General features: G+C 48.8%; 15 protein-coding genes and 1 tRNA gene. 4 read left to right on the top strand and 12 right to left on the bottom strand.

Annotated features, from left to right (window positions below; genetic code table 11):
- Positions 1–64 precede the first annotated feature (64 nt).
- The 9 genes from IAG03_RS06145 to IAG03_RS06105 all read right to left on the bottom strand — a co-directional run bounded on the left by IAG03_RS06145 (position 65) and on the right by IAG03_RS06105 (position 16,567).
- On the bottom strand, positions 65–1,423 hold the full coding sequence (locus tag IAG03_RS06145) for an RHS repeat-associated core domain-containing protein (protein WP_249319106.1): 1,359 nt from the start codon (positions 1,421–1,423) through the stop codon (positions 65–67).
- A gap of 140 nt (positions 1,424–1,563) precedes the next feature.
- Positions 1,564–1,818: an Imm32 family immunity protein gene (locus IAG03_RS06140; protein WP_249319103.1), complete on the bottom strand. Its 255-nt coding sequence runs from the start codon at positions 1,816–1,818 to the stop codon at positions 1,564–1,566.
- A gap of 15 nt (positions 1,819–1,833) precedes the next feature.
- Positions 1,834–3,804 (bottom strand): polymorphic toxin-type HINT domain-containing protein, encoded by a 1,971-nt coding sequence (locus IAG03_RS06135; protein WP_249319102.1) that lies wholly within the window; start codon positions 3,802–3,804, stop codon positions 1,834–1,836.
- A gap of 108 nt (positions 3,805–3,912) precedes the next feature.
- Entirely contained in the window at positions 3,913–4,464 is a 552-nt protein-coding gene (locus tag IAG03_RS06130) for a hypothetical protein (RefSeq protein ID WP_249319100.1), read from the bottom strand.
- 27 nt (positions 4,465–4,491) lie between these two features.
- Positions 4,492–5,901, bottom strand: a complete 1,410-nt coding sequence (locus IAG03_RS06125) for an RHS repeat-associated core domain-containing protein (RefSeq protein ID WP_488169034.1) — start codon at positions 5,899–5,901, stop codon at positions 4,492–4,494.
- A 93-nt stretch (positions 5,902–5,994) separates the two neighbouring features.
- Entirely contained in the window at positions 5,995–6,627 is a 633-nt protein-coding gene (locus IAG03_RS06120) for a hypothetical protein (protein WP_249319096.1), read from the bottom strand.
- A 13-nt stretch (positions 6,628–6,640) separates the two neighbouring features.
- Entirely contained in the window at positions 6,641–9,067 is a 2,427-nt protein-coding gene (locus IAG03_RS06115; protein ID WP_249319093.1) for an RHS repeat-associated core domain-containing protein, read from the bottom strand.
- A gap of 388 nt (positions 9,068–9,455) precedes the next feature.
- Positions 9,456–10,163: a hypothetical protein gene (locus tag IAG03_RS06110; RefSeq protein ID WP_249319091.1), complete on the bottom strand. Its 708-nt coding sequence runs from the start codon at positions 10,161–10,163 to the stop codon at positions 9,456–9,458.
- Positions 10,164–10,165: 2 nt separating this feature from the next.
- Positions 10,166–16,567: a DNRLRE domain-containing protein gene (locus IAG03_RS06105; protein ID WP_249319089.1), complete on the bottom strand. Its 6,402-nt coding sequence runs from the start codon at positions 16,565–16,567 to the stop codon at positions 10,166–10,168.
- 150 nt (positions 16,568–16,717) lie between these two features.
- On the opposite strand from IAG03_RS06105, the gene IAG03_RS06100 reads away from it, so the two are divergent.
- The 4 genes from IAG03_RS06100 (at position 16,718) to IAG03_RS06085 (ending at position 19,169) form a co-directional block, all read left to right on the top strand.
- Positions 16,718–17,158 (top strand): recombinase family protein, encoded by a 441-nt coding sequence (locus IAG03_RS06100; RefSeq protein ID WP_283243028.1) that lies wholly within the window; start codon positions 16,718–16,720, stop codon positions 17,156–17,158.
- Between the two features lie 245 nt (positions 17,159–17,403).
- On the top strand, positions 17,404–17,916 hold the full coding sequence (locus IAG03_RS06095) for an RNA polymerase sigma factor (protein WP_249319082.1): 513 nt from the start codon (positions 17,404–17,406) through the stop codon (positions 17,914–17,916).
- Entirely contained in the window at positions 17,909–18,613 is a 705-nt protein-coding gene (locus tag IAG03_RS06090) for a zf-HC2 domain-containing protein (RefSeq protein ID WP_005932502.1), read from the top strand. The genes IAG03_RS06095 and IAG03_RS06090 overlap by 8 nt, the downstream gene beginning before the upstream one ends.
- The gene (locus IAG03_RS06085; protein WP_249319080.1) at positions 18,594–19,169 is read left to right on the top strand and encodes a hypothetical protein; all 576 of its coding nucleotides are present in this window, start codon (positions 18,594–18,596) and stop codon (positions 19,167–19,169) included. The genes IAG03_RS06090 and IAG03_RS06085 overlap by 20 nt, the downstream gene beginning before the upstream one ends.
- Here IAG03_RS06085 and IAG03_RS06080 read toward each other — a convergent pair.
- From IAG03_RS06080 to IAG03_RS06070, 3 genes are all read right to left on the bottom strand, one after another.
- A tRNA-Met gene (locus IAG03_RS06080) sits at positions 19,148–19,224 on the bottom strand. The two genes, IAG03_RS06085 and IAG03_RS06080, sit on opposite strands and share 22 nt — an antisense overlap.
- Before the next feature lie 209 nt (positions 19,225–19,433).
- The gene (locus IAG03_RS06075; RefSeq protein WP_249319078.1) at positions 19,434–21,119 is read right to left on the bottom strand and encodes a peptide ABC transporter substrate-binding protein; all 1,686 of its coding nucleotides are present in this window, start codon (positions 21,117–21,119) and stop codon (positions 19,434–19,436) included.
- Positions 21,120–21,313: 194 nt separating this feature from the next.
- Positions 21,314–23,212 carry an ABC transporter ATP-binding protein gene (locus IAG03_RS06070; RefSeq protein WP_249319076.1) on the bottom strand — a complete coding sequence of 633 codons (1,899 nt, stop codon included), beginning with the start codon at positions 23,210–23,212 and terminating at the stop codon, positions 21,314–21,316.

The raw sequence follows: 23,212 nt of genomic DNA, 5'->3' as shown, positions 1-23,212 counted from the left end.
ATACTTTGCGTTTGCGTTCATAAAAAACGACGACTTTTTATGATAAAACAACATCTGTTTCCTCCTAATAATAATAAATTCCAAACAAAAGATTTGAAGTGATTTTTAAACGAATCTCGAGCAATGCTAAACTTACGTCATGTTGTTTTTGATATAGCGGCACTTGAGCACGATCCCAATACCCGGTATATTTTTCAAGCACAGAATCCACATATTGATAGTACAAATAGTTGTGAAGATACCAATGATACCAAGCGGGTAAATATATTAAATTCATTGGATTATGCACCGATATATGTGCCAGCTTAAGTCGGCTTTGAGCATAATTAGCATATGGTGACTTTTTCGCAACCATATGATGGAGATGAATTTGATTTGGATCAGCTTTTCGCGGCTTCGCCTGTTCTTTCGGTTTTTCCTGCGGTGTTGATTGGGGCGGTGCAACTGTAACTGCATCCGTGCTAGATGCAGCGTCGCTCGTTTGACCAAATATAGTCTCCAGCCCATCGCTTATGCCGTCAATTACCGTATTACAGAAATTATTCCATGACTCTTGTATCACAGGCAGCGTCGTTGCTACGCTGCCTGTAGAAATCCAAACGCAAACCATGAATAGAATAACTGCTGTAACAATAATTGCATCGTCAACACCAGCAATCGTTCCATCAGAATCCCGCATGCTAATCGGATTGTTTCCTGCATACGCAAAAAGATTGTAACCCGCAGCGCCAACATTTCCACCAATAATGGCATCTGCATTCAGAAATCTCCCGGTTTCCGGATCATAATATCTCGCGTTGAGATAATACAGAGAGGTTTCGGAATCGTAGTAGTAGCCACGATAGCGGAAGGGGTTCACATCAGCGATGGTGCCTGTGCCGAGGTTTTCCTTTGTGAGTAGTTTTCTCCACGCATCGTAAGAATACTTTGCTACGATCTGTTTCGAGGAAGCATCACACAATGCAATGACATCACCTTGCAGATTGTAGAGATAGTAATACAGCTTTCCGCCGTGCTCCATCGCAACGCGGGTACCTTCCTGGTCGTAATAGAACCAGGTGACGGTATTTCCGGTTTTCTGCGCAAGGATTTTATTCCCGTTCACATAGTCCCGGTGCCGCCCGATCTGCCCGTCGCGGTTGTAGCTCCACGAGAACTTTCTGACTCCATTGTATGTTTTTGATGTTACCCTGTCAAGCGTATCATACCCATAGCCTACCACAAAGCCGTTGCCATAGGTGGAAGACGTCAGATTCCCGTTGTTTGCTTCGTAAGCGTTCGTCACCAGCGCCTGCGTCCCCACCTTTACGCTTGTCGGGTTCCAGAATGCGTCGTACCCGAACTGATACGTTGTTGTCGGACTTTCGATGCTTCCCAGCAGCCCGCGCTGGCCATAGGTATAGGTGTCCTCAGTTAAATTCATAGCCGGGGTGATAAACCACCCCGGCTATATCCTTAACCTAACAAGAACTCACCCTGATAATTTTATAAACCACATTGAAATATAGATCACCTTTTTCAAAAGAGTCAAAAAACGCATCAGAATACACACTGCACAAGTATCTATAACTCCTTTTTTACAATTATGAGTTCTACAGAATTGTTCTCCAAAGAATTATATTCATCAAGATGAATATGCTCAAACTCTGGTACATTTTCTTGTGATAGCTCCAACATATGTCGTGCTAGTGAAATCAAACCTTCTTTATTTGCTTCAATTTGTACAATAGAGCCATCAGTTGAACATTTTATAGCAAAACCTTCTTCCCAAACAAATGAAAATCCCTTTTCGCTGTACATTGGCACATATAGGTTCATTTCCAATCACCTCATTTAATCAAATATAAAAATATGTGAGTTGCCTGTTATTTGAAATTTACCTGGTTTAAATGGATTTGGTGCAAGTATTTCAAAATTCAAATGTGGTGCTCCTGCATGATTACCAGTTGTGGCCAAATCTGAAGCTGTCATTCTAACCTGACGCAATCCATCTGATGATACAAATCTTCCTGGAGACATCTCTGAATATCCACTTCCAAGAAAATCTTCTGCCAAATCTAAAGCATCTAATGAATTAAGTGTTTGACCATTCTGCGGTAGTGGAGTCCCCCCACACATATTGTGCACAAGCACAGAGGTATTTCCAACAAAGTAGGTATGAAAATCCTTAACCTCTAAATTATAAACCCTTACTGGTGATTCCAATATCTCATGCTGAACTTTTTCTACAACAACATATTGCTCGTTATGCCGTAAAAGCATGTCACCAATTCGGAGTTGAATTGCACTGGTCCAACCTTTGTTTGGCACATAGAACGGATGCTCTGGAGTTGTGACTATTTCCTCACCGTTTGCATACACATGAACCAATTCATCAGTTTCGTTTACAAACGTGCGTACGACTTCTTTTCGCTCTTTTTCTCCAGTTTCAGGATTTTCTGACCAAACCTCATCACCTTTGCAAATCTTCTCAATTGCTACATATCCTGACGCGGCAAGCACTACTGTACCAGCAATAAAACACTCTCCCAATGATACAGACGATGTGCTTTTCGGCGTATATCCCGAATATCCACCCATTCCTCCAGTCACTGCGCCAGTTACTGCACCGGAAAGTGCGTAATCTGCGCTTGTTTCAACCGCAGCACTGGACGCGCCTTTCCAACCGCCCGTCCTTATGCGATGGCTTACTGCGCCCACTCCTAAACCAATCATTCCTTGCGTTGCAAATCCCATCGTTGCGCCAACCGCCGCACCAACCGCCGCTGCCGCAATTGCTGTCCCTGCACCGGCTGTCGCGACCGTCACCACGGCTGCAACCGCAACGACTGCAACAATTGCCACCGCTGCTACTAATTTCTTTGCCCAGCTTGGCCAATTGCCGTCTTCATCAGAGAGATTTATAGGATTATTAAAACAATAAACAAATAAGTTTAGCCCATGGGTTGTTTCATTTATGCCAGAAATTGTATTGTCCGCATTCAAAAACCTTCCGGTTTCCGGATCATAATACCTCGCATTAAGATAATACAGCCCGGTCTCGGAATCGTAGTAGTACCCGCGATAGCGGAAGGGGTTCGCGTCGGCGATGGTGCCTGTTCCGAGGTTTTCTTTTGTGAGTAATTTTCCCCAAGCGTCATAGCTGTATTTCGCTACAATTTGCTTACTTGACGCATCACACAGCGCAATAACGTCTCCCTGCAAGTTATACAGGTAATAGTACAGCTTCCCGCCGTGCTCCATCGCAACACGGGTGCCGTTCTGATCATAGTAGAACCACGTCACCGTGCTGCCGGTCTTTTGCGCAAGGATTTTGTTTCCGTTGAGGAAATAGTTTGTTGCAGTTCCGTTGACTGTTTTCTGCGTCCGGATGCCGTCGACGTTGTACTTAAACGACAGCGTCATGCCGCCCTGCGACGTGCTGGAAAGCTGCCGCCCCTGCCACGTGTTCGACCAGCCGCGGTAGGTAATCGGGTTGCCGATGGCGTCATAGGCAATTGCCTGACCGTTATATTCTGTCAGTTTGTCTTTCCAGCTGCTGTCGCCGTAAGTATACGAGACCGTACTGGTCGGTGTTGCAGCACTCAAATCTGCATCTGTCGTATAGGCATATTCCTTGCGGTTTAAAATATTCCCGCCGGCATCGTACGTATATACGATCGTTTTGTTTTGGGTAACCGAATCGTGACGGGTTAGCTGATTCAGACTGTCATAGGTGTAGGATTCTTTAAGTTCCGTTCCCTCTTTTACCGTCTTGATGTTCCCGAGGTTGTCATACGTATACGTCAGATTTCCGACGCGCAAATCTCCCGCTGTAATTCCCGTATACGTCAGGCCGCTGACAATCCCGGTCGTTTCGATGCCAGAGCGGAACGAGTTTCCGCCCCGGCATCGAACACGTCAGACTTTCCTCTACTTATTCTGTTGATCGTTTTTTTGATTCAGATTCCAAAGATTCCATATTCTTCTTTCGTCTTCGGAATCTAAACACACTTGCGTAATGTCACTTGTTTTGATAAACGTAATTCCATCTTCATATCCATACACATCTACTTGACGGACTCTACAAACATTGTCCTCCATGTTCTCGATAAAACCCGTGATCGCGTCTCCGCCATATCCCACAAGCTCCACCATCTTTTGGGATGACTGTGCAATCAATAGTAGGGATTCTATGGGACGCTCGGAATCGAGTGAATCTGGAAACTCCGGCAATTCAGAGAGAGATTCCAGTTTTTTCATTTTTTCAACATATTGCGTGTCGATTTCTATCCGGAAAATCTCCGATAATTGCTTGACCAAAACTCCATCATACTTGCCGTCTGATGTAATAAGATACAGCGTAACCGTTTCCTCATTTATAGATAAAATATAACCGTATATAAAATTAGATGTTTCTTCATGATTCGTATACAGACAAACTCTCTTATTTTCGTGCCATAACATTTCTAAAATATGAAACATTTTAATTTTCTCCTTTCATAATTAGACTTACATTCCCTGCAATGCTTCTAAAACTGCAGCCAAAAGTGGAGGAATGGCAGCATCATCCAAAATACCCACTCCCGTTCCATCATCAATAAATAAGCATACGATTGCAATTGTCCCACCTACAACGATTACTCCGTTTAAAACATCATTCCCAATGTCATTTTGATACTCATATTCGGGTTGTTCTGGAGCCAATAGATTTGGTTTTCTCTTGTTTGGATTTGGTTTTCTTCGAGCATCGCCCTTTTCACCTCTTTGATCTCTTTTACGTCTAGTCTCGCCTTCTTCATGCTTTTTTTGATTTGCAGGATTTGTGGTTCCTTTCTTTTTATGCTCTCTATATGCTGCAATCTTTAATTTTTCACTTTCTGTCAACTGTATTTCCTCTGGCGGATGTACCGTACAAGAGTGTCTATTACTTGGAGGCGTATACTTACCGCAATTGCTGCAGACATAATATCCCATATGATCTGCATAAATAATCGGATTATTTCTGCAATATGCAAACAAATTATTTCCTGTAGAAACGCTGTCCTGCGCAATCACCGCATCAATATTAGGAAATCTTCCCACTTCCGGATCGTAGTACCGGGAATTGAGATAATACATCCCGGTTTCGGAATCGTAGTAATACCCACGATAGCGGAAGGGGTTCACGTCGGCGATAGTGCCTGTGCCGAGGTTTTCTTTTGTGAGTAATTTTCCCCATGCGTCATAGCTGTACTTCGCCACAATTTGCTTACTTGACGCATCACATAATGCAATCACGTCTCCCTGCAAGTTGTACAGGTAGTAGTACAGCTTTCCGCCGTGCTCCATCGCAACGCGGGTGCCTTCCTGGTCGTAATAGAACCAGGTCACCGTGCTGCCGGTCTTTTGCGCAAGGATTTTGTTTCCGTTGAGGAAATAGTTTGTTGCAGTTCCGTTGACCGTTTTCTGCGTCCGGATGCCGTCGACGTTGTACTTAAACGACAGCGTCATGCCGCCCTGCGATGTGCTGGCCAGCTGCCTGCCCTGCCACGTGTTCGACCAGCCGCGGTAGGTAATCGGGTTGCCGATTGCATCGTAGGCAATGGACTGGCCGTCGTACGCTGTCAGCTTATCCTTCCAGGTACTGTCCCCGTACGTGTATACAACCGTACTGGTCGGTGTTGCAGCACTCAGATCTGCATCTGTCGTATATGCATATTCCTTGCGGTTTAAAATATTCCCGCCGGCATCATACGTATATACGATCGTTTTGTTTTGGGTAACGGAATCGTGACGGGTTAGCTGGTTCAGACTGTCATAGGTGTAGGATTCTTTGAGTTCCGTTCCCTCTTTTACGGTCTTGATGTTCCCGAGGTTGTCGTACGTGTACGTCAGATTCCCAACGCGCAAATCACCCGCTATGATTCCCGTATACGTCAGCAGCCTGACGTATACGGGAATTTTTGCGTCATTGGTGCTTCATTTAACGAGACAGCAACAAATCCTTCCATTCCGTCTACCGATCCACTTAATTTAATCAGAAGTGGAATAGTTAAACGTTGATCGATCGCCCCAGCGTTCAATTTCGCTGCGCAGCATCTCATTGAACAGCGCAATCTGTTGCTCCGAATAGCCGATATCACTTAACTGTTCGCTGTAAGTTTTCATCCTACTGTTCGGATTTTCCCGGTACTGGTACAACAGATACGCGTTGATATAATTCCGGCAGGTAATCGCCGAACGTTCTGGATCTTCAATATTGTCATGCAAGACTTCTTCAATAAAGCTTCGCGTATCCTGCCAAAAGTACTCCACTATTTGGTTCATGGTATCCCCTTCCCGCAGCTTGCGGTCTCCATATGTTTCAATTTCTTTCTGCAATCTCGCGTTGAAGCGTTCTACTTCGTCTTCGCAGTCATACGGATAGGTGCCTTTTATACTATGAAAATAAAATCCAGATGCTCCGCGCAACTCTTCTTCATAAGTATTCCATGGAAAACTGGGATCTTTCATTTTCAAATACCACATCCACAGTTCTAGACGGTTTCTGCAGTCAATAACGGAACAACTGGGCTCCGTTTCCTCATCGGTGGCTGCATCTGTCATTTTCTCATTTGTAAAAACGAACTCATTTATAATAGTATATACCGCATTATCAAAATTCATTTTCTTCTCCCTTTCATTGAGCCGGCACCGCAGAAGGATTTCCTGTTGCAAGAAAAACGATCACGCCGGCCACTGTTGCAACAATCATAACAGCTTCCGGACTAATGTCTGGGATAGAAGGCATATTAAATGTAAATCCGTCCGTTTCCATCAATGCACTCTCTCCTTCATAAATCACAATGGCTTTATGTGTCCGAACTTTTCCTCCAGGATATACATGCCAATGTTTTCCATTTGGTGCCTCAACAACCCAGCCGGATCCACCATCCATACCAGAATCTGGAACCCAAACATTACCTTTTTTATCTTGGTATCCTTTTTTCCTGCTAGGGGATTTTACTTGTCCGTTTTTATCTGCATTTTTGGGCGGCTTTTTGGGCGGAACATATCCGTCTTTTGAACTTGGAGGTCCAGGTTTAGACGGTTTGCTGTTCGCTATCATACGACGCTCTTCTTCTGTCAACTGCGTTTCCCACGGGGGATGCACTGTACAGGAATGTCTGTTGCTGGGAGGCGTATATTTACCACAATTGCTGCAGACATAATATCCCATGTGATCTGCATAAATAATCGGGTTGTTTCTGCAATATGCAAACAAATTGTTTCCTGTAGAAATGCTGTCCTGCGCGATTACCGCATCCACATTGATAAATCTCCCCGTCTCCGGGTCGTAATAGCGGGAATTAAGATAATACATCCCGGTTTCGGAATCGTAGTAGTAGCCACGATAGCGGAAGGGGTTCGCGTCGGCAAGGGTTCCCTCTTTGGTCAACAGCTTTCCCCAAGCGTCATAGCTGTATTTCGCTACGATCTGTTTGGTAGACGCATCACACAGTGCGATGACATCACCTTGCAGATTGTAGAGATAGTAATACAACTTCCCGCCGTGTTCCATTGCGACGCGGGTGCCTTCCTGATCGTAGTAGAACCAGGTGACGGTATTTCCGGTTTTCTGGGCTAAAATCTTCGTGCCGTTCAGGAAGAAATCTGTTGCTGTTCCGTTTACCTTCTTTTGCGTCCGGATGCCGTCGACATTGTACTTGAAGGACAGTGTCATGCCGCCCTGAGACGTGCTGGAAAGCTGCCGCCCCTGCCATGTGTTCGACCACCCGCGGTAGGTGATCGGGTTGCCGATCGCGTCATAGGCGATGGATTGCCCGTCGTAGGCCGTCAGTTTGTCTTTCCAGGTGCTGTCCCCATACGTGTACACAACCGTGCTGGTCGGTGTTGCAGCACTCAAATCTGCATCTGTCGTATATGCATATTCCTTGCGGTTTAAAATATTCCCGCCGGCATCATACGCATATACGATCGTTTTGTTCTGCGTGACCGAATCGTGACGGACAAGCTGATTGAGCGAATCGTAAACATACGACTCTTTGAGTTCCGTTCCCTCTTTTACCGTCTTGATGTTCCCGAGGTTGTCATACGTGTACGTCAGGTTCCCGACGCTCAAATCGCCCGCTGTAATTCCCGTATACGTCAGGCCGCTGACGATCCCGGTCGTTTTCGTGTCGCTGACATCGAGATAGGCGTAGTTCGTCTTGATGCCCGACGCGTCCTTTTTCGTCAGCCGCCCCAGAGCGTCGTACGTGTTTGTGATTACACGCTCGCCCGGCAGCGCCACGCTCTCCGGAAGGTTGTCCTTTGAGGAGTATGTATACGAGACCGCCTTATTGGTATCCGCATACCGGTACTGCAGCTTTGTCGACAGATCCACCGTATTGTAGCTGTTCGCAAGATACGACCCGTCGCTCCCGTCAATCCGCGTGATCCTGCCCAGGAAGTCGTACTGGTACTCATAGATGATCCCGTTTACATAGTCCCGGTGCCGCCCGATCTGCCCGTCGCGGTTGTAGCTCCACGAGAACTTTCTGACTCCATTGTAGGTTTTTGACGTCAGCCTGTCAAGCGTATCGTATCCATATCCCACTTCAAACCCGTTGCCGTACGTCGATGTGGTCAGATTTCCGTTCTTCGCCTCATACGCGTTCGTCACCAGCGTCCGGCTGCCGACCTTCACCGTTGTCGGGTTCCAGAACGCATCGTACCCGAACGTGTACGCGGCGGTCGGGCTTTCGATCTCCGTCAGAATCCCCTTCGCGTGATACGTGTATTGGTTTGTCGTTGCGCCCGACGCCACCGTCAGCAGGCGGTCGTTGTTCGCGTCGTACGTATACTGCACCGTATTCCCCGCCGGGTCCGTCACGCTCGCCAGCGTTCCTTTGGTCGTATTGTAGCTGTAGGTCGTGGCTTTTCCCCGCGCGTCGACATCCTTCAGCTTGTAATTGCCGTCGTCGGTATACGCCGCGCTCGTTTCGATTCTCTTTGTGCCCGTCTTCTGGTTGCCGTCGCTGTCCACCGCTGTGGTGCGTGTTTTGGTCACATTCCCCTTTTCGTCATACCAGAAGCTGAATTTCAGGTTTGACGATTTCGACACCGCACTCTTGAGCTGGTGCGCCTTTGCTCCGCTCCCGTACGTATACGTATACTGTTTGTTGTCTTCTGTTGTCGCACTTGTCAGCTCGTTTGCACTGCTGTACGTAAAGCTTTGGTTCCGCTTCGCGTTGTCCTTTGCGATAATGATGTTTCCATTTTCATCATAGATATTTTTTTAAATTATTCATATTTTATTTTTAATAAATTACCCTGTACGGCACCTTTTGTCAATCTCTCTCGAAAATGCGCTTTGAGGACAGTATTTTTCCAAAAGCAAAACCGAGGGAAAGGATTACTTTCCCTCGATTTTTGGGGGGCAATTGCAAACCCCGTATAAATAACTTGGACATTTCAGAAATCCTATATTTGGGGCTTTAACATACCAAAAATCACTTCCGTACTTTGAAAAGCTGGCGCATTACCACTGTTAGGACAAGAATTACAAAGAGCACGACAGCTATCAAGCCTACAATCGTCTGGGTCATTTGGCGTTCACTAACATCGTATAGCACTGTCCCATTTCCACTTGGCTCTAATCTTATTAACTGCGAATAGGAAAACGCGAAGGCATTAAATAAACCCATATTATTTTTTAAGATATACCTATTTTGATGGACCCTTTTTTCATTTGCAAACACCGTATGGTTCCAATAGGAATTATTTTCAGACGTATCCTCTATCGTCTTTAGCTCTATGGCATTTCCATCTGAATCAAACAGCGCTGCTACATTGCTCCTGACAAAATAGATTATGAGATGATCACCATCCCATTGAATACCAAAGCTCTGATTACAAACGAACCGATATCCATATTGAAATTCTCCTCTTTCATCATAAACAGATACATATTTATTTTGCGAATTCTTTGTACCGATTGCAATCATTTCATATTCGTTTACATCAAAACACTGAATTGTGTTTTGGGGAGGTTCCTCTGTCATCCGTGTAAGATTGATGTTCGATAAGAAAGTCTTTTGCATATTATCATCCATTTCTTTTGTTGAAAAACCTGTATGCATCGCAAAAATCTTTCTGCCACTTATCCATACAAATAAAGAAACAACGAGCAACACTATAAAAATCGTTCTTCTTTTCATATTTACCACTCCATAATTTTTACATAAATTGATTTTGCAGCATCAAAAACGTTGAACTCTGTTCCTTTTAATGTTGCTGTAGTCCCCCATTCGGCATGAATTTCAGCACCTGGAGTTCCAAAACCCACTGTTGATGTGGCACCAAAATACGTTTTATTAAGTTCAGGGTCTGGAATAATGTTAAAATCCACTCCACCAGCAAGAGGGACTCCATACACAGATGCTCCAGCAGATCCACCAATTTGATATGAAACATCTTCTAGTTTTTCAACGTCAGGAGCATTTGTGACTGTATTATATTTAGTAACTGATGCACCTGGAGAGCCCCCTGTAACACCGCCTGAAAAACTTCCCTGAACTGCAACATTTCCCTTTGTATCTATTGACACTCCTCCTTGGAAATTAATACTAAATGCACTTGGAGATGCACTTAGATTTATTCCGTGCGAATAAGTAGCATTTACTTTCGACAAACTCTTTTTAATTGTTTTTACTATTGGTCTCACAAATTTCTTTGCAAACCATTTTATAGCTTTTTTTATGATCCAACTTCCGGAAGGATCTGAATTATTAATTGGATTATTAGCAACATAAATAAATATATTATTGCCAAGCACTCCAGCTCCACCATCAGTGATTCCATCCGCATTGATGAATCTTCCAGTTTCGGGATCATAATATCTCGCGTTGAGATAGTAAAGAGAGGTCTCGGAATCATAGTAGTATCCGCGATAGCGGAAGGGGTTTACGTCGGCGATGGTGCCTGTGCCGAGGTTTTCTTTTGTGAGTAATTTTCCCCACGCATCGTAAGAATACTTTGCTACGATCTGTTTTGAGGACGCATCACACAGTGCAATCACGTCTCCTTGCAGATTGTAAAGGTAGTAGTACAGCTTTCCGCCGTGTTCCATCGCAACCCTTGTTCCCTGTTGGTCGTAATAGAACCACGTCACCGTGCTGCCCGTCTTTTGCGCAAGGATTTTGCTTCCGTTGAGGAAATAGTTTGTTGCGGTTCCGTTGACTGTTTTCTGCGTCCGGATGCCGTCTACATTGTACTTAAACGACAGCGTCATGCCGCCCTGCGATGTGCTGGCCAGCTGCCGGCCCTGCCATGTGTTCGACCAGCCGCGATAGGTGATCGGGTTACCGATTGCATCGTAGGCAATGGACTGGCCGTCGTAGGCTGTCAGCTTATCCTTCCAGGTGCTGTCCCCGTACGTGTATACAACCGTACTGGTCGGTGTTGCAGCACTCAAATCCGCATCTGTCGTATAGGCATATTCCTTGCGGTTTAAAATATTCCCGCCTGCATCATACGCATATACGATCGTTTTGTTTTGGGTAACCGAATCGTGGCGGGTTAACTGGTTGAGTGCATCGTAAACATACGACTCTTTGAGCGCCGTTCCCTCTTTTACCGTCTTGATGTTCCCGAGATTGTCATACGTATACGTCAGATTCCCAACGCGCAAATCGCCCGCTGTGATTCCCGTATACGTCAGGCCGCTGACAATCCCGGTCGTTTTCGTGTCGTTGACATCAAGGTAGGCGTAGTTCGTCTTGATGCCCGACGCGTCCTTTTTCGTCAGTCGGCCCAAAGCGTCGTACGTGTTCGTCACCACACGCTCGCCCGGCAGCGCCACTGTCTTTGGCAGGTTGTCACGGCTGTCATAGGTAAACGCCACCGTCTTGTTCGTCCCCGCGTACCGGTACTGCAGCTTTGTCGACAGATCCACCGTGTTGTAGCTGTTCGCCAGATACGACCCGTCGCTTCCGTCAATCCGCGTGATCCGTCCCAGAAAATCGTACTGGTATTCATAGATGATGCTGTTGATATAGTCCCGGTGCCGGCCGATCTGGCCGTCCCGGTTGTAGCTCCACGCGAACTTTCTGACTCCATTGTAGGTTTTCGACGTCAGCCTGTCAAGCGTATCGTAGCCATATCCCACTTCAAACCCGTTGCCGTACGTCGACGTGATCAGATTTCCGTTCTTCGCCTCATACGCATTCGTCACCAGCGTCCGGCTGCCGACCTTGACCGTTGTCGGATTCCAAAACGCATCGTACCCGAACGTGTACGTAGCGGTCGGGCTTTCGATCTCCGTCAGGATGCCCTTTGCGTGGTAGGTGTACTGGTTCGTCGTTGCGCCCGACGCCACCGTCAGCAGGCGGTCGTTGTTCGCGTCGTACGTGTACTGCACCTGGTTTCCTGCCGGGTCCGTCACGCTCGTCAGCGTGCCCTTTACCGTATTGTAGCTGTAGGTCGTGGCTTTGCCCCGCGCGTCGACATCCTTCAGCTTGTAATTGCCGTCGTCGGTATAGGTCGCGCTCGTCTCGATTCTCTTTGTGCCCGTCTTCTGGTTGCCGTCGCTGTCCACCGCCGTGGTGCGTGTTTTGGTCACATTGCCCTTCTCGTCATACCAGAAGCTGAATTTCAGATTCGACGATTTTGACACTGCACTCTTGAGCTGGTGCGCTTTTTCGCCGCTGCCATAGGTGTACGTATATTCCTTGTTATCCTCGGTCGTTGCGCTGGTCAGCTCGTTGGCGCTGCTGTAGGTATACGACTGCTTCCGCTTTGCGTTATCCTTCGCGGAAATCACGTTCCCGTTTGCGTCGTAGGTATAGGTCGTACCGGTCTGGTCGATGCTCAGCTGCACGTTGTCGAACCACGCGCGGTTTTCCTGGCCGTAATAGATCAGACGGTAGTACACATATGCGATGGTTTTCGACGCGTTCTCGCTGCTGTACGGATATGCCTCCGTCGTGAACTGCCACTCTGTGACGTCGGTATTGAATTCCTTCCAGTTATACGTGTTCGTTCCGTCGCTGTATTTCGTGTGCAGCCCGATCGCAAAATGCCGGTCCCCTTTCAGCGGCACTGCGTTTCCTCGCGCATTTCCGCTGATTCGGAATACGATGTCTCCAGCCTTTTTGTTCACGAACACCTTCTGGTACGCCAGCTTGTTTAAGTCCGCTGATCCGTACAGCCGGTAGGCGTCTCCTGTACTGTCATTGTAATTTGCCACGCCGTCCGCGCTCGTCGTATTGGAGGCGCTCCAGCAGGTGCTGCCGTTTGCAAAGTCGCTGTTTTCCAGCAGGTTATACTCGTTCATCGTATACCCGCTCTCCAGCTGGAAGCAGTCCGCCCACGCCGTCCCCGCGCCGCTTGTCACCACTTCCACCCGGATATGCGCCGTATTTTCCGGCAGCGTCCACGTCACGTGCCGCCGTTCCCAATCCGTCACATAGGTGATCGGCTCCGACATCGCTTCTCCCAGATAGCTGCTGTTCGCGTCATACGCGCACATCCGCACCACCGCGTTTGTCGTTGCCGCGCCGGTTTTGATCCACGCCGATGCGGTGTAGGTGCCGGACGCCACATTGTAGCACGGCTGTGAAATCCGCCCTGCCTGCGTCACCTTCGCCGCCTTGTTCCCGAGGTACGCCTTGTCGGTTGCCACTGCGGCGTCCGTCAGGTTCCAGCTTGCGCCGCCCGACTCGAAGCTATGGTTTTTCAGCAGGTTATTCACGTGTTTTGTGCCGGTGGTCAGCTTTTTGATCCGGTTTGCAGTTTTGCCAGACGTCCCGGTATATCCCGCTGTCGTGATGCTGCCGTCCGCCGCTACGACATTCACGGTCCGTCCCACGCGGTCGAACAGGTATTTTTCCGTCCGGCCCTTATGGTCGGTGAATTTGGTATACCGGTTGCGGCCGTAGTCGATTTCGATATGGCCGCCCTCGTTCGCCGTTTCCTGCGTTCCGCTTTTGTCGTATTCGGTGATCTTCGTGACCCGCGAAATCGTCGCCTCGTCGCCGCTCTCCGGATATCCGAACGCGATCATCCGGCCGTCTGTTCCGCGCGCCAGGCGCATCCGGCTGTTGCTCCAGCGGAAGTTGTTCGTCGTGCCGTCCGGATAGGTCAGCGTCTTGATCCGCACGCTCTCATCGTATGTGAACGTGATTTCCCGACCCGCCGGGTCTGTGATTTTGGTCACGTTGTTGTTCGCGTCATACGTAAAGGAGAAATGCCGCTCGGCGCTGTCGTACACGCGGAACACGGTGCCCGACTCGTTGTAGGTCAAGCGGTACCGGTTGCCGTCCGTATCGTAGACGGCGCGCAGCTTTCCGGATTTCAGGAAGGTGATCTTCCCGCCTTTATCGGACGCCAGCTCATATTTCTGCCCTTCCACGAGATTGGCATCGCCGAGCACCTTGAGCGTCAGGCCGAGGCCCTCTTCGTCCTCAAACTGGTCGGTGGTGTCCTTTTTGGCCTTGAAGTAATGCACCGTTCCGTCGCCGTCCGTATATTTGTACCGGAATCCGGCCTTGTAGAGCGCCTTGGACAGTGCATCCGGGCCGTCTGTGATTTGCACCATGGTCTGTGAAATGCTCAGCCGGAACCCTTTGCCGATTTTGGTCGGTGTTTCGGCGTATTTGCCTTTCTGGTAGCCGTTATATACCGCCTGAATGGTAAACGGCGCGATGCTGCCGCTCGATGAGGCGATATCCGCAATGGTGACCAGGTTTCCCGTATAGTCGTTGACGTAGGTCGTGCATTTCTCTCCGACACTCTGCGCGTGGTACGTCCACCGGTCCTCCAGACCTTTGTTGTTCAGATATGACACCGTCAGCGTCGGCGTTGCCGTCGGGTACGAGTAGTTATTCGACGCAACAAAGCACGCTACCGCATAGTCGCTTTCGGCTTCTGACTGCAGACACAGGCCGTAGTTCGGCGACACGCCGCCGTACCAGTCTCTGACCGCCTGCGTGACATCGAGGCTCACCCAGCCCATTTCGCTCTTTTCCCCGACCTTTACATAGTCCATCACCGCGGTATCGCACTGCGGCAGTCCCGAAAACGCGCTCGAGTTCTGGATGCTGCTTTCCGTCCAGCTGCTCAGCACCTGATATGCGTTGATCTGCATGCTGGTTTTTCCCACGGCGGAAAAGCCGTAAGAACCGCTGTACTGTGCGACATTCAGCGTCCCGCCGATCACCATATCGCCGGCCTCCAGCGTCGGCAGGTCAAACTTCATGTAAGACCGGCATTTGCCGTAATCGGAATTCTTTCCGACGACCAGCGTCCCGTACGGGCGGCCGCTCGACGGCGTCGAATACAGCGCGCTCTCATCATCGGCGTAGTCCACGATGCCTTCGTGAATATACGGGTCGATGGTGACCGGGTAAACCCTTTCCGGCGCATCCAGCCACGCACGGTCGGCGTTCAGACGGAGACGCAGCTCGCCGTTTGCTTCTGAAAGAATCGTCATTGTCAGCGCGGTGCTCTGCGCTTCCGACGCATCCATCATCACCGGCGCCACGATGGTAAAGACGGTTTTATCTCCATCTTTCAGGGCAATTTCCGTCGCACTTTTTTGCTCAGCCTGCAAATTGCCGATTTCATACACCGCGACAATCGCGCTCTGCACCGCACGGCTTTTCAGGATGAGGTTTTCTTTTAAAAGATTCGACGTTACCACATATTCCACGTCGATATTCGGCAGCAGATTGCGGTACACAATCCCGCCGCTCAGCGCTTCGAGGTAAAATTCCGCGCCGCTCTCTGCAGATTCTTCCGGCGCAAAGCTTTCCTGCTCGCCGGTTACGACAGACGCCGCTGTGCGCGCATACCGCCACGCAAGCGTGTATTCCCCGGACTGGTAACGCACCAGGCTTTCACAGGCGCTGTCCTGCGCAAACGCCACGTCTACCGGCGACGAAGCCGGCACATACCAGACCGCTTCGGCGGACGGCGCAACGGGGTCCTCCGACGCAGCCGGATCGTCTCCCGTTTCACCGGACAGGCTCCCGGTTTCTTCTTCGGACACAGACGCCGGAAGCTGCACATCCGGCACCAGCGTATTGTCGATATCCTGCCACGCGTCTTCGTCCGTCTCCCGGTAGTGTACCGGTTTGCGGTACTGTACAGCCGTGTAGCTGCCGTCCGACCGAAGAAAGTGCTTGACGTTTTCTTCGCGCCGGCTTTCATCTTCTCCGATGATTTCGGCTGCAGCTTCTTCGTCTCGGGGCATGGCCGTCTCATTTTCGGCCACAGTTCCGCCGACGTCTCCTTCAACCAGCGTGACCGGATCTTCCGGTTCCGGCTCGTCAGATACGGGCGCTTCTGACGGCGGACCGGTTTCTCTCTCCTCCGGCGTCTCTGGTTCCGGCGAACTTTCGCTTTCCTCCGGGGGCAGAGATTCTTCCGGTTCCGGCTCGCTGGGGAGCTCCCCTTCCGCCGGCGCCGCCGGTTCGATCTCTTCGTCAGGCGTTTCTTCCTCTTCCGACGCAACGGGTTCTGTCTGGGGCTCGATTTCACTTTGTTCCACTGCATACACCGGCAGCTGTATGAACAATGCGATGCTCAGAATCAGGGCGATGACTTTCAGCCATTTTTTCATTGTTTGCCGCCTTTCTTTTTTCTCTCATCTCTTTTCTTTCCGGATTGCTGCGGCCTGCTGCAAGGGACTCCCCTCCATTTCCGTCCGTTTTTATATTCTGTTTAAATATTTTTCATAAGCCCGTCATATTTTGTCTTAAATTTATCATATTTGGAAAGTTTTGTCAATCTTTTTCCGTCAGCCCGCATCCTTTCTTCTGTAATACTGGAAGCAGTTTATAGGCGCAAGCTGTTCGATGCCGCTCAAAACCAAAAAGGATTTACGGAAATCATCAAGGAAATGGATGCGCTCGGCATCCGGGGCAAACGCGGAAAGCCGATACAATACCCACAGGTTTATGAAATGCTCCGCAATGAGAAATACACCGGGCTATATCCTTACAGCCCGCAAGAGGAAAAGAAGCGCGCAGACAGGCGGGAAAAGCCGAATGCGATTAAAATTGAAAACGCCCTGCCGGTAATCATCGGCAAGGCGCAGTTTATGGAGGTGCAGCGGATTATGACGGAACGGAAGCAAACAGGAAAGAAAGTCGGATATTTGTGCAGCGGGCTTGTATATTGCAAATGCGGCGCGAATGCTCATGTACGGTAGAGAAGCACAAAGCAAAACAAAGACAGCCAGCCCTGCCACTATTCCGAAGTCAGGGGAACGCAATAGAAAAATTCATAGCTGTATGCTATACTTAATTAGCATTTGAACATATCAAGCTGACACAGCAATCTCTTTGCTTGCCGTTAATGCGCGTCTACCAATAGTCCGCAGAAAGCAAGAGTAGCGTAAAGGTATAAAAATTTCAAACTTCTTTGTAACGAAATTCCGATTTCTCCGTCTAACCTATGAAGCTGAAGGAGGTGATGACAAGTATGGACTATGAAAAGCTCTATAAAGCCTACTATTTACAGGTATACTCGTATACTATTTCTCTTGCCAAAAATCGTGAGATAGCAGAGGAAATCACGCAGAACACATTCTATAAGGCTGTTTCTACAACATCACAATTCAAAGGTAAGTCAGATGAATTGACATGGCTCTGCTCCATAGCAAAAAATCTTTACCATGATGAAATGCGAAGCCGTCAGCGAGTAGCTGATGTGAGTGAAATCAATGACTTGCCATCAAATGAAAATGTTGAGAACGCAGTTGCAGATTCTGACATGGCGTTCCGCATACACCTCGTTCTTCACCGTTTGGAAGAACCATACAAAGAAGTCTTTCAGCTTCGCGTATTCGGGGAACTATCTTTTTCACAAATCGCTGCAATTTTTGGAAAAACAGAATCATGGGCGAGAGTTACTTATCATCGTGCAAAGCTAAAAATTCAAGAAAGGATGGATGAAAAGCATGAGTAAACAATGCGATATTGTTCGAGATATTCTTCCGCTGTATGTTGACGGTGCTTGCAGCGAAGCAAGCGCAGAGATGGTAAAAGAGCATTTGAACGCCTGTGCTGACTGTAACGCAATTTATCAGAAATTGCTTTCTCACACGAACGAAGATGTTCTTCACGAAGAAAGCGAAAGCGTTATTATGCGCCATGAGGCAAAAGAAAAGCAGAGAGGCAGAAAAAAGATAACGATTGCTGTTCTCGTTTCCATCGCTCTTTGTATCATTGCAATTTTTACAGCTCTCTTTCTGTTACCTATAAACATTGCTTATGAGCCTGTCAAAATCGACTTCCCATTTGAGGTTGAAGATGTCGAAAGCGTTGAAATGTACCACTATGACGGAGTGCCTGCATCAGCAGAAAAGAAAGTAGTTGTTGCTGAAAATGATATAAAGACCCTGTATGATAAGTTCAAGGGCTTATCCTTAAAAGACAAAACAACTGAGGAAACTGCCGGAGCAGATGTGACCAGCTTTAGATTTAACCTCTCAGATGGAACAAGCTACGATTTGATTTACGCCTGCTATGGAGTTAAAAACGGCGAATTGAAGTCAGAAGCAGGCGGTTTTAAGTATTTCACAAGTGCGGATATTGGCTCTTATTGGAACAATTTGAATACGGAACTTGAAGCAATTCCTATCAATGAGAGTGAATTGCCGTGAGCAGATAGCAAACCCAGCCGAGCCTGTCAACGGTCAAGATGAACGGCGGAAATGCGGCGCACCAGTTGTACACATGGAAGAAATAGACAAGGCCGCTATGGACTATTTGCATGATCTTCTTTCTGCTAAAAATCAAAAGAAGATTGCAGACGCAATGCGGGCTTACAAGGGCGCAGAGGGCGAACGCCTGAAAGACTTCAACACCATTCTGCGCCGGAAGATCAAAGAGAAACAGGACGAATACAACAACCTGCTGCAAAATCTTTCCAGCGGGGCGCTTCCTCCTGCCGTTTTAGAAGATATCGGAAACCACATGCAGGAAATCAAGGCGCAAATTGACGTGCTGAAAGCCGCAGAACCGCCCAAAGATTACACCGTGGAGCAAATCAAAGCATGGTTAGACACCGTTAAAGCCGCACCGGATCGGGACGCTGTACGCCTGTTAATTGCGCGCATCGACGTGATAAACAGCACAGAAAAAGAAAAGGCCGCATTCAGCATACACAGTACGCTGAATACGGTCTTGGGTGATCTTGGTTGCGGAGGCAGGATTTGAACCTACGACCTTCGGGTTATGAGCCCGACGAGCTACCGGACTGCTCCACTCCGCGATATTTACCTCTTTCAAAAGTGCTTTATTATTATACAACACAGATTTCAGAAATGCAATCCTTTTTTTCGCAAACCAACAATTTCAGCGTCATGTGTATTTTATGTAATTGTGAGATTTTATTTTTGTGCATTAATTCAGTGTGCTTTCTATTTCAAAAAAGCGGACTCTGCGCTCTGCAAAGTCCGCCCTTCGCGATATTCCCTGCTTTTACGAAACCTCCGCATAAAGCATCTCCAGACCAACGCCTACGCCGGACGCGGAAATTCCCGTTACATTCTCTTTTGCACCATACAGATACCCGCGGAAATAAAGCGGGATTTGCGGGCCGTGATCAATCAGGTATTGCTCACATTCGCCGAGTTTTTGGAATCGCTCCGTTTCATTTTGCAGATGATTTGTCTCCTCCAGCATTGTGTCATACGTCTCATCCGCCCAGCCTGTCCAGTTGTATGCCGCGTTGGAGGTCCACTGGGAAAGGTGTGCATACGGATCCAAATAGGCTGCATTGTTCACCTGAAGATAGAGATCATAGTCCTTTTCCCGGCAACGTGTGATCGCTTCTTCGGCCGGAAGGCATTCAAGCTGCACATCGGTTAGACCAAGCTGTTTCCAATAATCCACAAGTGCTTCCGCAACCGGAACGGCTGCTGCAGTATCATGGCAGACAAAACGAAGTGTGGGAGCTTTGTCCAGCGCAAGCGCCTGCAGTGCCGTTTGTAGGCTTGCTTTTGCCGCGGTTAGATCACCGGACAATGCAGTGCCCTGCATGGGATACGCCGCAGTATAGGCTCCGCTGCTTCCGGAAACAATCGAGGAAACGAACCGATTGGTCGCCTCTGAACCGCCGGTTGCAGCGCCGCTGACCAAAGTCTGACGGTCAATCGCCTGGCTCAGCGCCTTGCGGAAGTCATCATTCGCAAGCGCTTCCGTTTCCATATTGACCTGCAGCGAAATCAGCGTGTTCCCGCAGGCAGATTTTGCATCTGTATAATACGTGCTGTTGCTTTTCAGAAACTCGATATATGCATTCAGTTCCCCGGACTCATACATGAGCGCACGGGTCGCACCATCCGGGACAAGTTTGCAAACCAGTTTTTCCAGATGAATTTTATCCGCATCCCAGTACGTATCATTGCGTACCATCGTGATGGTCTCCTCGTCCCAGGACTGCAGCCGGAACGGCCCGCAGGAAAGATACGCTGCTGCGCTCTTTGCATAATCCGAGCCATAGGTTTCTACTGCGTCTTGCCGCACCGGATATGCATGAGAGTCTGACGCCAGCATATTCAAAAAATACGGCGATTCCGATTCTAGCGTCAAAACAAGGGTCTGATCATCCGGCGCTTCCATTCCAAGCGCAGAGGCATCCGCATTTCCGGAACGGTATGCAAGTGCATTTTTAATGGAAAGCAGCCCGCCGATCAGGGAAGGATTCACCTGCGGATCCAACGCCCGCCGGAACGCATACACAAAATCGTCCGCGGTTACCGGCTGCCCGTCCTCCCAGACAGCATCCCGGAGATGGAACGTATACTGTGCGCCGTCCACTTCCCAACGCTGTGCAATTCCAGGCTGTACGGTATTCTGATACAGGCGCACCAGCCCTTCTGACGTATGGTACAAAATTTCCGCATCAAACAGACTGAGCGTAACCGCTGAATCCAGAGAATCTGGAAATGTAGAAACCGCGTAAGAAACGACCGGTTCCTGCGGCTGCTCCGGCTGATCTGAATTTTCCTCTCCGGTAGACGCCGTAGACTCCCCGGATTCTGCCTGCGAAGAAGCCTCACTTGACTCTCCGGGCCCTCCGCCGGAAGCCGCACAGGCCGAGAAGGAAAATAACAAAATCAAAGCCAGACCCACTGAAATCATCTGCTTTTTTAAACTATGCATAAAAACACTCCTGTTTTCGTCAAGACATCCAGAGCCGATCCGCTCTGCCTTGCGGCGCGTTTTCCGGTCTCTGTATTGTTTATACCATCACCATTTTATAAAGGTATTATATCGCATAGGCGCCTTTTTATCAACTTTGACGCCACTGTTTTTCAAAAAACGTCCGGCCTCCGCATGGAAAACCGGACGTTTGCTCAGGACAATTCGAACATACCCGTGTAAAGCTGATAGTATTTTCCTTTCTGGGCAATCAATTCCTCGTGATTGCCGCGCTCAATGATCTGTCCGTTCTCGAGCACCAAAATCGCATCCGCATTCCGGACCGTGGAGAGCCGGTGCGCAATAACGAAGACCGTCCGGCCTTCCATCAGGCTGTCCATTCCTTTTTCAATCAGTCGTTCTGTGCGCGTATCAATCGAAGAGGTTGCTTCGTCCAAAATCAGCACCGGCGGATCCGCAACCGCCGCACGTGCAATCGCCAAAAGCTGCCGCTGCCCCTGGGAGAGGTTGGCGCCGTCTGCGGTGAGCATGGTCTCATATCCATGCGGCAAATGGCGAATAAATGCATCTGCATTGGCAAGCACAGCCGCCCGCTTTACCTCTTCGTCCGTTGCCTCCAAGCGTCCGTAGCGAATATTCTCCAGAACCGTTCCTGTGAACAGATGGGTATCCTGCAAGACCATGGAGAGCGACCGGCGCAGATCGTCTTTCCGGATTTTGTTGATATTGATCCCATCATACCGGATTTTCCCATCCGGGACGTCATAGAATCGGTTGATCAAGTTGGTAATGGTGGTTTTTCCGGCGCCGGTCGAACCGACAAACGCAATTTTTTGACCCGGATTGGCGTAGAGGGAAATCCCATTGAGTACGGTCTTATTTTCTTCGTACCCAAAATATACGTCATCAAACTCTACTGCGCCCTCGACCTTCTGATAGGTCACACTTCCGTCCGCCTTGTGCGGATGCCGCCAAAACCAGTCGCCGCCACGCGGCTGCTCTGTAAACGTACCGTCTGCGTGGCTGATTCCGCGGACAAGGGTCACATAGCCGTCGTCTGTTTCCGGCTGCTCGTCAATCAGGTTAAAGATTCGCTCCGCACCGGCAAGTGCGGTCAAAACCGTATTAAACTGCTGGGAAATCTGTGTGACCGGCTGGGCAAAGCTTCGGGTCAGCTGTAAAAAGGCCACTACAGTTCCAACTGTCAGCACATTGACAATCGCCAGCACGCCGCCCACCACCGCTGTTACCGCGTAATGAATATTCGAAAGATTCATCATGATCGGCATCAGAATATTCGCAAACGTATTGGCGTTGCACGCCGCCTCGCAAAGCGCCTCGTTCCGCTTGTGGAATTCCGCTTTTGCAGCGTCCTCATGACAGAAGACCTTTACCACCTTCTGTCCTTCGATCATTTCCTCAATATATCCGTTGACCTTCCCGAGTTCTGCCTGCTGACGCATAAAATACGCGCCGCTTTTTCCGCCGATTTTTTTGATCACAGAAAGCATGACAACCAGCATCAGCAAGACCAGAAGCGTCAGCTGCCAGCTATAATACACCATCAGCGCAAAAACGCCGATGATCGTGATGCCGGAAGAAATAAAGTTCGTCACACTGTTGGAAAGCATCTCCCGAATGGTGTCGGTATCGTTCGTATACCGGCTCATCAGCTCTCCGTGCGTGTGCCGGTCGAAATAGCGAATCGGCAGGCGTTCCATTTTCTCAAACAGTTCCGTGCGGATCCGGTAAAGCGCTCTTGTCGAAACCATCAGCATCACACGGTTATAAAAATAGGTGCAAGCTGCGGCAAACAGGAAAATCACGCCCATCGTAATCAGTGTTCGCACAAATCCTGCCATTCGCTGCGCAGAATATTCCTGCAGAAGCGGCGTGATATAATCGTCAATGATGCTTTGCAGCATCGCCGTGCCGGCCAGCATTCCGAACACACTGGCAAAAATCGCAAGCACAACAAAGATCAGCACAACTTTATATTCGCCCATATACCCAAAGATCCGTGCGATCGTTTTACCAGGATGCTTGGGCCGCTCCATCGGGGCGCCTTTGCCCGGGCCTCTTCCGTGCGCCAT

This window comes from Yeguia hominis, assembly GCF_014384705.1.
In the GTDB taxonomy this organism is placed as follows: domain Bacteria; phylum Bacillota; class Clostridia; order Oscillospirales; family Acutalibacteraceae; genus Yeguia; species Yeguia hominis.
Note: the sequence above shows the minus strand (reverse complement) of the source record. Positions and strands in the feature narration are given on the sequence as shown.